We start from the raw sequence: 13183 nt of genomic DNA, 5'->3' as shown, positions 1-13183 counted from the left end.
CCGGACTACCGCGACCAGTTGGCGACATGTGGAGACCGCGTGATGCGCTAGTGCCCGGTCGGTGCGCACGCGCACGGCATCCGCCCGCTCCGCATGTCTGCTCCGCCACGGGATACGCATGCTGTGTCACTCAACGTAATGTGGTGGACCATTGAAGGAGTTGGGTCGTGGACGAGGCCGATTTCAAGACGCTGCTCGCCCCCCTTCCGGTGTCCTGGTGGGAAGCCGACGGCGGGCTGGAAGTGGTCGACAGCGGGGGCGGCGCGTTCGACGACGACCGGACCGCACGCCGCTTCCTCGAAGCCCTCCGCGCCGACCGCGACGGGCCGTCCGGCACCCCCGACGCGCCCTACCGGGCGTGCTTCGAGGGCCGTACCTTCCACGTCAACTGGCCGGCTCGCCACGACGGCGCCGACCGCGACGGCAGCAGGGGGGTGGCGGTCGAGGTGAGCGGCCGGCCGGAGGACAACCCGTACGCCGCGTTCGCCGACCTCACCCCGGCCGCGGCCTTCGTGCGCGACGTCACCGGCCGCTACCTGTGGGCCAACCACGCCTACGCCCACCTGTACGGCACCACGCGCGACGCCGTGATCGGCCGCCACCTCGCCGACGTCGACGAACCGGGCGACGTCACCCGGTTCCTCGCTCTGGACCGGGCCGTCCTGGCCGAGGGCAGGCCCGTACGGCACACCCTCACCTACCGGCGCCCCGACGGAACCTCCGGGCAGGCCGCGGGGTACCGCTTCCCCGTCCGCTGGAGCGGGCGCCGCTGCGTGGCCGGCATCTACGTCGACGTCACCGACCACACCCGGGCGCTGGACCAGCGACGCCGGGCCGAGGAGGAGCTGAGGACCCTGCGCGACCACAGCGGCCTCCTCTGCGTCCGCCTGTCCACCGACGGACTGGTGGGGGAGGCCGGCACCGCGGTCGCCGAACTCCTGCGCGTCCGCCTCTCCGACCTGATCGGGCTGTCGGCCGACGCCCTGCTGGCGAGGACACCCGAACGCACCGCTGTGCACCGGATCTGGCACGACCTCGTCGGCGGCCGGCGCAGAAGCGCCCGGACCACGGCGGTGCTCGTCGACGGGGACAGCCGGCAGCGCCGCGTACGGGTCCATCTGAGCGCCGTGTGCCACGCCGCTGACCGCGTGCCCGGTGTGTGGGCCGTCATCACCCACGTCGGCCCGCGCCACGAGGCGCAACCGCCCCTGACGGCCAGCCAGGTACGCATCCTCGCCCTGCTGGCCGCCGGGCACAGCAACGCGGACATCGCGGGAACGCTGCACCTGTCACGGCAGACGGTCGACTACCACCTGAGCCGGCTGCGCGACCTGCTGGGCGCCGCCACCCGCCCGGCCCTGGTCGCCCGCGCCTACGTGCTCGGCATCCTCTCCCCCCAGGCCTGGCCGCCCCGGTCCGCCACGGCGGCCCATCCACTGAGTCCGGTGTAACCATCGGAGAATCGTTCATGCAGGTCCGGCCCGGCCGTCGGCACCTACTCGACGGCCGGGTCCTCCTGGCCCTGCCGGACAGCCTTCTGCACGGCCTGTTCCAGCTCGTGCTCATCGGCCCCGGTGGTCTCGGCGCGCCGGGTGACGGCCGCCCGCGCCGCCTCGGACGCCGCCCGCCAGCGGCGCCACTGCGCCTCGTACTCGTCACCGGTGAGGCCGGCGAGCGCGGCCCGTTCTTCCTGCGCGCTTCGTTCCAGCCTGATCAGCTCATCGGGGACGTCTGCCACGGGGACGTATCCTAATCGGCGCACGGGACGCGCCGACCGTCGGACGTGTCGCCCGATCGGGTGGACCTGCGGTCGCTCCCGGTGGCCGGCCGGTGCGGTCCGGGCGGGGGAGTGAGACACGGCCCGCCGGGCATGTGCTTCTGCGGGCTCGTCCGGCGCGGCCCGTACCCATCCGTCTCCCCGGCCCTACGGAGTACCTGCGTGATCCTCGACGGCATACCGGCAGCTCCCACCCGTGGCCCCGCGCCCGACGCGGCTGGCCGCAAGCAGCGCCTGCGCCGCCGCCTGGAGCGGCTGATCGGCATCGCCGCCACCGAGGGCAACGAACTGCTCCCCCTGCGCAACGGCGACAAGATCTTCCCCGCGATGCTCGGCGCGATCCGTTCGGCCCGGCACACGATCGACATGATGACGTTCGTGTACTGGCGGGGGCAGATCGCCCGTGACTTCGCCGCCGCCCTCGCCGACCGCGCCCGTGAGGGGATCCGGGTGCGCCTGCTGCTGGACGGTTTCGGTGCCAAGGAGATCGAGCGGGACCTGCTCGACCTCATGCACACGGCGGGTGTGCAGGTGGCCTGGTTCCGCAGGCCCGTCTGGCTGTCGCCGTTCAAGCAGAACCACCGCTGCCACCGCAAGGCCCTGATCGTCGACGAGCACACCGCGTTCACCGGCGGGGTCGGCATCGCGGAGGAGTGGTGCGGCGACGCCCGCGATCCCGGCGAGTGGCGCGACACCCACGTCCAGGTGCGCGGTCCGGCCGTGGACGGCATCGCGGCCGCGTTCGCGCAGAACTGGGCCGAGTGCCACGACGAACTCTTCGACGACCGCGACCGCTTCACCGAGCACCGTCAGGCCGGCTCGTCCGTCGTGCAGGTCGTGCGCGGTTCGGCGAGCATCGGCTGGCAGGACATGCAGACCCTCATCCGGGTCATGCTCACCTCCGCCGAGGAGCGCTTCCGCCTCGCCACCGCCTACTTCGCCCCCGACACGTACTTCATCGACCTGCTGTGCGGGACCGCCCGGCGCGGTGTGCGCGTGGAGATCCTGCTCCCCGGCCCCCACACCGACCAGCGTGCCTGCCAGCTCGCCGGCCAGCACCACTACACCCGCCTGCTCGAGGCGGGCGTGCATATCCGGCAGTACCAGCCGACCATGATGCACGCCAAGATCATCACGGTGGACTCGGTCGCCGCCCTGATCGGTTCCACCAACTTCAACCGCCGGTCCATGGACCACGACGAAGAGGTCATGCTCGCCGTCCTGGACGAGACGTTCACCGCCGAACTCGACCGTGACTACGACGAGGACCTGCGGCACAGCGTGGCCATCGACCTCGCCCGCTGGAGACGGCGCGCGGTCCTCCAGCGCGCCAAGGAGGCCGCCGTCACCCCGGTCCGACGGTTCCTGTGACCCCCCGGCCGCGTCCCCGTCCGTATCGAGGCCCCCGGACGGGATCGGCCCTGCCTCTTGCCCGGGCACGGGCGGGCGGGTACGAAGAAATTTCCCTCAGACAATAGTTGTCGGACCGTAACGGGCTCTTTCGGTCACCTCGGCTCCTACGATGGCCCGGCCGGCGGTGCTTGCCCGGCGGCTCGTCGGGTAACCGCGTTTGAATGAGGGTGGTATCCGTATGGGCAGGCTATTACTGAAAGCGAAGTGTTCGTGACTCGTCTCAGTGGCTCGGGGGACGACCGGCCGGGCGGACCGGGGGACGACGACCCTCTGTCCCTCGCGCTGGAGATCGCCGATGCCGCGGACGGTCTGGCGACCCTGTGGTCGGTGGCCGCCCAGGGGGCGAGCCTGCGGCTGTCGCCCCACCAGCTACGGGCCCTCAGGATCCTGGAGTCACAGCCGGGGCTCAATCTCACCGCTCTGGCCATGGGAATGGAGATAGGGCCACCGACCGCCAGCCGGCTGTGCGACCGGCTGGAGGCGGCCGGTCTGCTCGAACGGCTGCTGCATCCGCACAAGCGGCGAGAGGTGCGGCTGGTCCTCACCGGCCACGGCCGCAATGTCCTCAGCGAGGTGGCCGCGCGCAGGGCGCAGGCGCTCGCCGCGATCCTCGCGGCCATGGCGCCCGGCGAGCGGGACGCGCTGAGCCGGGGGATGCGGGCATTCCTGGCCGCTCAGGCCGACCCCGGCCGGGTGCCCGACGGCCCCGAGCCCTGAAACGCGCCGCGCCCGCCCCGGTGCTCCTCGGTGTCAGCTCGGGGGGCCGTGCCAGTCGAGACAGACCACGGCGGCGTCCGACATCAGCTCGCTGCTCCCGTGGTGCTCGATCAGTCCGGCGACGACAGCCCGGGCCGTCTCGTGCGGCGGTGCGGAGCGGGTGGCGCCGAGGATCAGACGCAGGGCCTGTTCGCCGAAGAGGTCACCGCCCGCGGAACGGGTGCTGTGCACACCGCTGCTGACCACGAGCAGCCGGTCGCCGGGCTCGACCTGGAAGGCCTGCTCCTCGTAGACCGTCTCCTCGAACATCCCCAGCGGCATCTGGGCCTCCAGCTCGATCCGCTCGGTGTGGCCGTCGCGCTCGCGGAACAGCTGGGGCGAGCCCGCGTCCACCGCGCGCGCCGCGCCGGTGGTCAGGTCGAACCTCAGCAGCAGGGTGGAGGCGTACATCTTGCCGCCGTACTGGGCGTAGACCGCCTGGTCGGCGAGGGACGCCTGGTCGGCCAGGCCGATGCCGGCGCGGCGGGCGTTGCGCAGGGCGCCCACGGTGAGGCTGGTGAGCAAGGAGGCGTCGATACCCTGCCCCATGCCGTCGGTGACGGTGAGGACGAGGTGGTCGGCGTCGGTGGACCAGTCGAAGTTGTCCCCGCCGATCGTGTAGGCGGGTTCCAGGTGGGCGCCGATGACGTACTCGTCGCGGGCACAGCCGCGGCCGGGCAGAAGCTGCCACTGCATCTCCGCGGCGAGGGTGAGACGGCGGGTGCGGCGGGCCTGGAGGTAGAGGTCCGTGTCGCGGCCGGCGGTGGTGACCTCATGGCCCAGCGCCGTGGCGAAGCGACCGAGCTGGAGCACCGTGTCCGGGCCCGCGGCCCCCGCCGGCAGGCGTACGGACAACACGCCCAGACGGTCGCCGCGCACCGTGATGGGCAGATGCACCAGATGGCCGGCCGGCTCCTGGAGGACCTCGATCACCGGGTTCTGGGTGAGGAAGGCGCTGCCCGCGGGGCCGTCGTGGGCCGATACCGGGGTACCGGTGTGCGGCAGGTGGGACACCGGCTGCAGAACCGTCAGGCCGTAGTCGGCGAGAAGGAGGGTGACCTCCTGCGCTCCGACACCCTCGGCGAGGATGCGGCGGGAGGTGGCGACCAGCGCGTGGGGCGCGGCCGCGCGCAGAAGCGCCTCCGCCGACGGGAGCGGTTCAGAAGCTTTCACGGCATCCACCCTCTCGCCTCGTGTCCTCCACGCTACCCCGAGGAGACCCACCTCCAGGACGCCGGGTGGGAGACGGGCCCCCGTCCCCCTCCCACCGCGGTTCCCCTCCGGCCGGCGTCATGGTGTGGCACATCAGCACGCAGACGTCGTCGTCGCGTTCGGAGTCGTGCAGCAGGGGCTTGAGCAGGGCGTCGGCCGCGGCGTCCAGGTGCTGTCCCAGTTCCGCGGTGGTCAGCGTGCCCAGTGCCCGGCCCAGACGCTCGATGCCCGGGTCGATGCCCTGCGCCCGGCGCTCGACCAGACCGTCGGTGTACAGCACCAGGGACGAACCGGCGGGCAGGTCCGCCCGTTGGTCCGCGTACGCGTAGGGCACGGGGATGCCCAGCATCACACCGGGCTTCGCGTTCAGCACGCGTACGGTGCCGTCGGCGTCGCGCACCACGGCGGGCGGGTGACCGGCCGAAGCCCAGACCACCCCCGGCTCGCCCGGCCGGAAACGGGCGATCATGGCGGTGGCGTACAGCTCCGGTTGCAGGTGCCGCAGCATGCGGTGCAGGTGCGTGAGGATGTCGCCCGGGCTGTCGTTCTCGACGGCGTACGCGCGCAGCGCGGTACGCAGCTGGCCCATGACCACGGCGGCGTGCAGACCGTGCCCGGTGACGTCGCCGATGACGGCCAGCAGACTGCCGTCGGGCTGGAGGAAGGCGTCGTACCAGTCGCCGCCGATGTTCAGGCCCCGGGTGGCGGGGAGGTAACGCGCGGCCAGGAGCAGACCGGGCACGGTGGGCAGATCGGTGAGCTGGGCGTGCTGCAGGGTCTCGGCGGTGTCGCGGTACTGCTCGTAGCGGCGGGCGTTGTCCAGGGCGACACCGACCCGGCGGGCGAGTTCGACCAGCATCACGGTGGTGTCCGCGTCGAAGCGCGGCCCGGGCGCGGTGAGGGTGAGGACGCCCAGTTGACGGTGCGCCACCAGGGGGATGGCCAGTACCGGGCGCCGCGGGGGCGGCGCGGAGGACGGGAGGTCGTCGGTGCCGGGCAGCTTCCCGGCGTGGGCGGCGGCGTGCTGGGGACGGCCGGTGCGGGCGGCGGCCACCGCGACGGCCGGCCGCTCCCGAAGGTGCTGCGCGTCCGCTCCGTACTCCTGCTGCTCCGCGTCCTCCTCGTCGAAGAGCCACACGTCGAGGTGTTCCGCGTACTCCGGGACCAGCATGCCGGACAGGCGCCGGAGGATGGCCGTATGGCTGAGCGACGCCGTGATGGCGGCGCTGGCGTCCCCGAGGAACGTCAGCAACCGCCGGGCCCGCTCCGCCTCGGCGCGCGCGGTCCGCTCGGCTTCGAGGAGTTCGCGCTGGGCCAGTACCGCGGCCTCCAGGTCGGAGTGCAGCGCCAGGACGCCCTGGTTGGTCTGGTGCAACTCCTCCAGGTGCAGCCGGACGAGGCGTTCCTGTTCGTCCAGGACCTCCAGTACGGCCGCGGTGTTCTCGTCGGCGCGCAGCAGGGCCTCGGGCAGCGTCCTGTCGACGGCCGGGCCGTCCGGGGCGGGCCGGTGCGGCAGGGCGCAGGCGAGGGCGGATTCGACGTCCGGGTCCGGCACCGGTGAGTCGGCCGGCCGCAGGGAGACCTCGAGCCGGCCTTCCCCGGCGGCCGCGGTCGGCCGGGCGTGGAGCCGGAGTTCCCACGTGCCGCCCTGGTCGAGGCAGCGGCGCAGCCGTGCCGTCAGGGACGTCAGCAAGCGGGCGCGGTCCAGCGCCGGCGCGCCGCCGGCCGTGGCGACGCGGTCGACGGCTGCGCGAGCCCGGGCCGCATCACCGACGGACGCGATCTTCCAGACATCGGGGGTTGCGGTCATGGACGTCCGTCCGGTGGGTCAGGGGTCAGTACGGCCACACTGCTGGCGTCGTCGTATGGGTGCACGGCGCTGCCGGCGTCCCGCGGGACGCGTAGTGCCACCGGCGCGTCCATGCCACGGTCGGGCGGGGCGATCCCCACGCACGGGGCGTTCTCCGCGAGGATGCCGGACCGGCCGGCCGTGCGGATGACGAGGTGACCGCCGCTCGCGTGCTCGACGAGGCCGGACGCCGGCCCGGTGGCGACCGGCACCGCGGCCGCCCTGGAACGCGCGTCCCGCCCGGTGCGGGCGCAGGCGTGCTCCGGGGCGACGCGGACGTCCCGCACCCTGGTGCCGCCCCGGACCGGAATGTGCCGGACCCCGCTCATGACGCACCCGTGCGGGGCGAGGGCAGGCCGGTGGCCCAGTCGGTGATGGTGACGGTGGTGCCCCGGCCGGGGCGGGTGTCGAGGGCGAACTCCCGGACGAGCCGCCGGGCCCCGCCCAGGCCGAGACCCAGGCCGCCACCGGTGGAGTAGCCGTCGGTCATGGCCCGTTCGACGTCCGGGATCCCGGGGCCGGTGTCGACGAAGGACAACCGCAGCCCGCGACGGGCACCGTCCCCGAGCAACGTCATCTCCATGTGTCCGCCACCCCCGTGGACGAGGGTGTTCCGGGCCAGTTCGCTGGCCGCGGTCACCAGCTTCGTCTGCGGAACCAGCCGGAAACCGAGGTCGGCAGCGGCCTGGCGCACCCGCTGGCGCACCCGCGAGAGATCCGCGTCCGAATCGATGGGCAGGCGCGTGGTCGGGGAGAGGGGATCATGCATCACGCACCCTCTTCCGTAAAAGCCGGGTGAGCCGGATGACCGGGGAGCGTCTGCGAGGGCGTGTCCTTCAGCAGCGACAGGGCACTTTCCACGTCCAGGGCCGTGACCAGGCCGGGCAGCATGAGCCCCAGCTCGACCAGGGTGATGGCCACGGCCGGGCGCATGCCGGACAGGACGGTCCGCGTGGCCAGCAGGCGCGCGCTCCCGGCGATCTCGGCCAGGACGCGGCCGAGGAAGGAGTCGACCGTCTCCACACCGGAGACGTCGATCACGACACCGCCCACCGGCGACGGGCCGGCCCCGATGCGACGGACGATGTCGTACCGCAGTTGTTCGGCCGCCTCGTCGCGCAGCTCTCCTTGCAGCGTGACCAGCAGGACATCTCCCAGCGCCAGTACCGGCACCGGACGGGTGGCGGGCGAGCGGGTCACCGCGGGATCGCTCCCGCGGCCGGGGCCGGAGAGACGACGATGCCCTGCCGGCCCAGCGCGTACGCCAGCGCGTCGGCGAGGCCGGCCCGCGTGATGATCGACCCGAGGTCGATGCCGAGCTGGACGATGGTCTGCGCGATGGCGGGACGTATACCCGAGACGATGCACTCCGCGCCCATCAGACGGGCCGCGGCGACGGTCTTCATCAGGTGCTGGGCCACGAGCGAGTCGACGGTCGGCACCCCGGTGATGTCGAGGATGGCGAACCGGGCCCGCTGGTCCACGATCGCCTCCAGCAGGCTCTCCATCACGGTCTGACTGCGGGCGCTGTCCAGGGTGCCGATCAGCGGTACGGCGACGACGCCGTCCCACAGCCGGATGACCGGAGTGGCCACCTCCAGCAGTTGATGGCGCTGCCGGGCGATCAGTTCCTCGCCCGCGCTCACCGCCGTCTCCATGACCACCAGGCGGAGCGTGCCCATCAGGACCGTCAGCGCGAGCCTGCACGCGTGCGCCTGCTCGTCGCCGGGGTCCGCGAACTCGGCGTCCAGCAAGGCGATCACCGGCTCGCGCAGGCCGGCGACCTCACCCGCGATCTGCGACGGGCTGGACCCGGCCCGGGCCCGGGAGGCGGACATCCGGCCGAGCTGCTCGCGCACCGCGGCGAAGCCGGTGGCCTCGATGTCCTCCAGCCGTCCGGTCCGGGCCACCTCGGCCAGGGCGTCGACCACAGCCTCGCACGCCTCGACCGCCTCGCCCCGGGAGACGATGAAGACGGTACGGAACAGGGTGGCGTCCGCCCACCGCTGGGCGATCTGCTCGCGGCGCCGTTCCAGGAAGCCGCCCAGCCGCTGCGGCACCTCGGAGGCCGCGTCGTGCTCCGCCACCTGCATCGTCTCCCTGCTGTGGGCTTCTGCGGCCGGCCGAACGACGAGCCATCAGACAATTATTGCTTTATGGCAAACATTAGCGCGAGGCCAGGAGGGGAACAACACGCGATCGGCGCAACCGCGCGGTCACACCGGTCACACCGGTCACCTGCCGGCCGGCCTCCCGTGCCGGTCCGGGCAGACGGTCACGGCATCGTCCAGCGGCCGGTCCCCGGGCTCGACCTCCCGCACCACGTAGTCGGTCCCCTCGACCATATCCAGCGGCAACTGGCCCTCGGAACCGACGTGTTCGACGACGCCGTACCGCAGCCTCCACAGCCGGGCCGCGGAGGACCGGTCCAAGCTTTGTGAAGGGACTGCGCCGGTCGCCCTGGAACATCTGTAGCCAGCGCATGTGCCTAGTACGCTGACAGGCGCCCCAGTGCCTGCGAGAGTGTGACCGTGACTGCCTTCCGCCGCCGTCCAGAGCCCGAAGAGGTCGCGCGTGTGACCACAACGGCCGTCGAGCTGCTGGAAGTCGTGTGGGGCCGCGCCTCCACCGCGCCCACGTCCGCGTCCCAGCTCCGCGTGCTGCACATCCTCGAACACCACGACGGCATCAACCTGCGCACCCTCGCCGAGTCCCTCGCGTCCACCCCGCCGTCCACCAGCCGCCTGTGCGACCGGCTGGTGGCCGCCGGGTTCGTCGAGCGGGCGGTGAGTGCACAGGACAGGCGTGAGGTGCGGCTTCATCTCAGCGGCCGGGGCCGCGCGTTCCTCGACGACCTGCGCGGCCGCAGGGAGAGGGAGTTGCGCAAGGTGCTGGCGGACATGCCCGCGGCCAAGCGGACCGCGCTGCTGGAGGGGCTGGAGGCGTTCTGCGCCACCGCGGCGACGCAGGTACTGGGCCACGGCGCCCCGGACTCCGGCAGCCGGACCGCCTGAACCGCCCGTGGCGGCCTCACCGCGGTCCCCGCCCGCCGGCGGCACGCGGAGCCCTGTCCGTCCGACGGGGCCACGCCCCGCCCTTCCGCAGTATCGGTCCGACACGGTCCCATTGTTGCCTGAGGACCATTATTGTCAAACACCAAGATCATGCCCGATACCGGACCCGTTACGCCCCCGGCCCGCGTACCCGTGCGATGTCGGACGCGGGACAACGCCAAGGAGACGGCCACGTGTCCGGCCCGCCGGGGGAGGGGCGTCAGACCCGCTTCAGGCGTCGGTGCGGCTGGCTGGGAAGCTGCACGCGGATAGCGTCGCCCGGACGCACCGCACCACCGTGCCTCACGACGCTCATGATCCCGGCCTTGAGCACGACGTGCCCGGTTTCGTCACGGCCGACGACCCGCTTCAGCAGTCCGTCCTGGAAGCGGTCGATCTGCCGGCACGGGTTGCGCAGGCCGGTCACCTCCAGCACCGCCTCGTCGCCGACGCGCAGCAGCGTGCCGACCGGCAGGCTGAGCAGATCGATGCCGCTGGTGGTGATGTTCTCGCCGAGGTCACCGGGTGCCACCCGGAATCCCTCCGCACCGACCTCGGCGAACAACTCCTCATGGATGAGGTGGACCTGACGAAGGTTCGGCTGGGTGGGGTCCTGGGCGACCCGGGAACGGTGCTTGACCGTCACGCCGGCATGTACGTCGCCCTCCACCCCGAGCCCGGCGAGCAGCGTGATGCTGTCCCGGTTCGGCTTGGTGAACGAGTACTCGCCGTTGCTGCTGACCGCCGTCACTGTCCCGTTCATCCTCGGGGCCCCCTCCTCGGTGACAATGCCCAGCCACGACTCTAACGCCGGTCGCGGGCCCCGCACCGGGGTGGGACGGCACGCCCGGGTGCCGTCGGCCGACGCCAGCGTGACGGCTTCGTTCGCCTGGCGTGATCGACAAGCACTCGCTCCCGGCCCTCGCCCTGAATCCTGGTGATGCTCTGCGCCTCCTGGGCCGCCCCGGCCGCTGAGGAGGCGGCGCGGGGTGCCAACTCGACGTCGTACCCGAGGGCGCTGCGGTCGTCGATCGAAACGGCGGCAACCGTCGGCTACGGGGACTTCCTCGAGGTCACTCTGTGGGGCAGGGTCGGTGTCGGCCGGCAGATCGCGCCGTGCGGCCAGGAGCATCCGCACCGCCGGTTCGGACGACGTGGACAGCTCCTCGACCTCGGCCGGAGTGGCGGCAGCGAGGCGCGGCAGCAGGGCCGGTCCGATCCTGACGGTGGCGGCCAGGTGGGCGAGGATGTCGAGCGGTACATGGGGATGGTGGGCGAGTCGCCCGCCTTTCTCGACCTCGGCGAGCTGCGCTCCGGCACCGCCCGCCGAGCCTGTGCCGCGTTCTGTGCCGGCCGGCTCCCTAACCGGCCCCTGGTGCGTCGGAGGAGAAGTCGTAGACGGCCCAGCCGGCAAGCGGGACGTAACCGATGCGCTGGTACAGGGCGTTGCTGGTGGGGTTGGCCGGGTCCGCGAAGAGCACGACGTCCGTCGCGCCCGCGGCCAGCGCGGCCCTGCTCACCTCGGCGGTCACGGCGCCCGCATAGCCGCGGCCCCGGAGGTGGGCCGGGGTGTACAGGGGTCCACCCGGACCATGCCGGCCACCATCGATGTCGCGGCAGCCATGGAGACGGGAGTGCCCTCCGGAGTCTCCCAGAACGTGAAGCGCCTGTCGGCGAAGCGCGAGCCGGCCCAGGAGTCGGCGTCCACGGCGGGAACCTCCCCGACGGCGTCGACGCCCCTGGCTCCTCCAGCCGGCCGAACACCGGGGCCCCGGCGCCGTGCCCACTCGCCCCGTTCGTGCGCAGCTTCTCGGTGACCGTCAGCGGCATGGTGTGCAGTGCGGGGCGCGAGCGCAGGAAGATGCCGGCGCGGGCGTGGAAGTCGTCGACGTCATCGGTGAGGTGCCAGTCATCCGGGCGCATGCCGCATGATCCCCGATGTACCCGGCTCGGGGGAGCCCCCGGCCGGAAACGAGTCGTGGCCGCGACCGGTCCGCTGTCCGGCGGCACTGTCCGGCGGCCATGTGGGCTGGGGGTCATGTGGGCTGGCGGCCAGGTGGGTGACCGGGGGGAGAGCCGCGCTGTCTGCGCATGCGAACCGTCCGCGGCGTCCATAGCCTGGTGGTGCTCGGGGTGCCCGCGAAAGGACAGCCATGCCCCGAACGATCTGGTCCGGCGCGATCTCCTTCGGTCTGGTCACGGTGCCCATCAACGTGGTCAGCGCCACCGAGGACCACAGCATCCGGTTCCACCAGTACCACCTGCCCGACCAGGGCCGGGTCCACTACCGCAAGGTGTGCGAACTGGAGGACCGCGAGGTCGCCCAGGAGGAGATCGGCAAGGGGTACGAGCTGACCAAGACCATGGTCATCCCCATCACGGACGAGGACCTGAGCAATCTGCCGCTGCCGACCGCGAAGGCGATCGAGATCGACGCGTTCGTGCCGCTGGACTCGGTGGATCCGATCCGGATCGCTGAGGGCTACTACCTCCAGCCGGCCGGCCAGGTCGCGGCCAAGCCGTACAAACTGCTCGTGAAGGCGCTCAGCCGTTCGGCCAAGGTGGCCGTGGCGAAGTACGCCTGGTCCGGCAGGGAACGGCTCGGACTGCTGCGGGTACGCGACGACGTCCTGGTCCTGCACGCCATGCGCTGGCCCGACGAGATCCGCGAGCCCAGCGAGCTGCTGCCGCCGCCGGTGGAGGTGTCCGAGGCCGAGATCGAGGGCGCGCTCGCCCTCATGGACACCATGACCGTCGACAAACTCGAAGGGGAGGAGTTCCAGGACCGGTACACCGAGGCCGTCGCGCGGATCATCGAGGCCAAGCGCGAGGAGAAACCGCTGCCGGAAGCACCGGCGCCGGAGCAGCCGGCCCAGGTACTCGACCTGATGGCGGCGTTGCAGGAGTCGGTACAGAAGGCCAAGGCGTCCCGCACCGGGGAGGCGGGGCCGGCCGACGTGCACGAGCTTCCCACGCCGAAGAAGAAGGCGGCCGCGAAGAAGCAGCCTGCGGCCAAGAAGACCGCGGCCAAAAAGGCTACGGCCAAGAAGACGACCGGACGCCGGCCGAGAAGTGCATGACCGCACGAGCGTCCCCGAGTCGGGCCGACGACGAGGACGCCAC

Annotated in this window: 14 protein-coding genes and 2 pseudogenes; 6 read left to right on the top strand and 10 right to left on the bottom strand. The window is 72.3% G+C overall.

Annotated features, from left to right (window positions below; all coding sequences use genetic code 11):
* The first annotated feature begins 167 nt into the window (after positions 1-167).
* On the top strand, positions 168-1451 hold the full coding sequence (locus D9753_RS01355) for a PAS domain-containing protein (protein WP_121785340.1): 1284 nt from the start codon (positions 168-170) through the stop codon (positions 1449-1451).
* Between the two features lie 44 nt (positions 1452-1495).
* On the opposite strand, the gene D9753_RS01350 is transcribed toward D9753_RS01355, so the two are convergent.
* The gene (locus D9753_RS01350; RefSeq protein WP_240467989.1) at positions 1496-1738 is read right to left on the bottom strand and encodes a hypothetical protein; all 243 of its coding nucleotides are present in this window, start codon (positions 1736-1738) and stop codon (positions 1496-1498) included.
* A gap of 201 nt (positions 1739-1939) precedes the next feature.
* Between D9753_RS01350 and D9753_RS01345 the strand changes: the two genes are divergently transcribed.
* Positions 1940-3148, top strand: coding sequence for a phospholipase D-like domain-containing protein (locus D9753_RS01345; RefSeq protein WP_205614026.1), 1209 nt, complete (start codon positions 1940-1942; stop codon positions 3146-3148).
* Between the two features lie 252 nt (positions 3149-3400).
* On the top strand, positions 3401-3907 hold the full coding sequence (locus D9753_RS01340; protein WP_121790820.1) for a MarR family winged helix-turn-helix transcriptional regulator: 507 nt from the start codon (positions 3401-3403) through the stop codon (positions 3905-3907).
* Between the two features lie 33 nt (positions 3908-3940).
* Here D9753_RS01340 and D9753_RS01335 read toward each other — a convergent pair whose 3' ends face one another.
* The 7 genes from D9753_RS01335 to D9753_RS01305 form a co-directional block, all read right to left on the bottom strand.
* Positions 3941-5128, bottom strand: a complete 1188-nt coding sequence (locus tag D9753_RS01335; RefSeq protein ID WP_121785339.1) for a PP2C family protein-serine/threonine phosphatase — start codon at positions 5126-5128, stop codon at positions 3941-3943.
* Complete coding sequence (locus D9753_RS01330; RefSeq protein ID WP_121785338.1) at positions 5106-6968, bottom strand: PP2C family protein-serine/threonine phosphatase; 1863 nt, start codon at positions 6966-6968, stop codon at positions 5106-5108. Before D9753_RS01330 ends, D9753_RS01335 begins: the two co-directional genes overlap by 23 nt.
* Positions 6965-7336, bottom strand: a complete 372-nt coding sequence (locus tag D9753_RS01325) for a hypothetical protein (RefSeq protein WP_121785337.1) — start codon at positions 7334-7336, stop codon at positions 6965-6967. The genes D9753_RS01330 and D9753_RS01325 overlap by 4 nt, the downstream gene beginning before the upstream one ends.
* Entirely contained in the window at positions 7333-7776 is a 444-nt protein-coding gene (locus D9753_RS01320; RefSeq protein WP_121785336.1) for an anti-sigma regulatory factor, read from the bottom strand. Before D9753_RS01320 ends, D9753_RS01325 begins: the two co-directional genes overlap by 4 nt.
* On the bottom strand, positions 7776-8207 hold the full coding sequence (locus D9753_RS01315; protein ID WP_121785335.1) for an STAS domain-containing protein: 432 nt from the start codon (positions 8205-8207) through the stop codon (positions 7776-7778). Before D9753_RS01315 ends, D9753_RS01320 begins: the two co-directional genes overlap by 1 nt.
* Positions 8204-9100 carry an STAS domain-containing protein gene (locus D9753_RS01310; protein ID WP_121785334.1) on the bottom strand — a complete coding sequence of 299 codons (897 nt, stop codon included), beginning with the start codon at positions 9098-9100 and terminating at the stop codon, positions 8204-8206. The genes D9753_RS01315 and D9753_RS01310 overlap by 4 nt, the downstream gene beginning before the upstream one ends.
* Positions 9101-9241: 141 nt before the next feature.
* On the bottom strand, positions 9242-9439 hold the full coding sequence (locus D9753_RS01305) for a hypothetical protein (protein ID WP_121785333.1): 198 nt from the start codon (positions 9437-9439) through the stop codon (positions 9242-9244).
* A 144-nt stretch (positions 9440-9583) separates the two neighbouring features.
* On the opposite strand from D9753_RS01305, the gene D9753_RS01300 reads away from it, so the two are divergent.
* Entirely contained in the window at positions 9584-10021 is a 438-nt protein-coding gene (locus D9753_RS01300; RefSeq protein ID WP_121785332.1) for a MarR family winged helix-turn-helix transcriptional regulator, read from the top strand.
* A gap of 259 nt (positions 10022-10280) precedes the next feature.
* Here D9753_RS01300 and D9753_RS01295 read toward each other — a convergent pair whose 3' ends face one another.
* Positions 10281-10823 (bottom strand): MOSC domain-containing protein, encoded by a 543-nt coding sequence (locus tag D9753_RS01295; protein ID WP_121785331.1) that lies wholly within the window; start codon positions 10821-10823, stop codon positions 10281-10283.
* A 171-nt stretch (positions 10824-10994) separates the two neighbouring features.
* On the opposite strand from D9753_RS01295, the pseudogene D9753_RS37500 reads away from it, so the two are divergent.
* Positions 10995-11153, top strand: a pseudogene (locus D9753_RS37500) (voltage-gated potassium channel); the annotation flags it as partial.
* Positions 11154-11421: 268 nt separating this feature from the next.
* Here the strand turns inward: D9753_RS37500 and D9753_RS01285 are convergent.
* Positions 11422-11983: pseudogene (locus tag D9753_RS01285) on the bottom strand (GNAT family N-acetyltransferase).
* A gap of 230 nt (positions 11984-12213) precedes the next feature.
* On the opposite strand from D9753_RS01285, the gene ku reads away from it, so the two are divergent.
* Positions 12214-13140 carry a non-homologous end joining protein Ku gene (gene ku, locus D9753_RS01280; protein ID WP_121785330.1) on the top strand — a complete coding sequence of 309 codons (927 nt, stop codon included), beginning with the start codon at positions 12214-12216 and terminating at the stop codon, positions 13138-13140.
* The last annotated feature ends 43 nt before the right edge of the window (positions 13141-13183 follow it).

This window comes from Streptomyces dangxiongensis, from assembly GCF_003675325.1.
GTDB classification, from domain to species: domain Bacteria; phylum Actinomycetota; class Actinomycetes; order Streptomycetales; family Streptomycetaceae; genus Streptomyces; species Streptomyces dangxiongensis.
The sequence above is the reverse complement of the archived record's forward strand: the minus strand, read 5'-3'. Positions and strand labels throughout refer to the sequence as shown.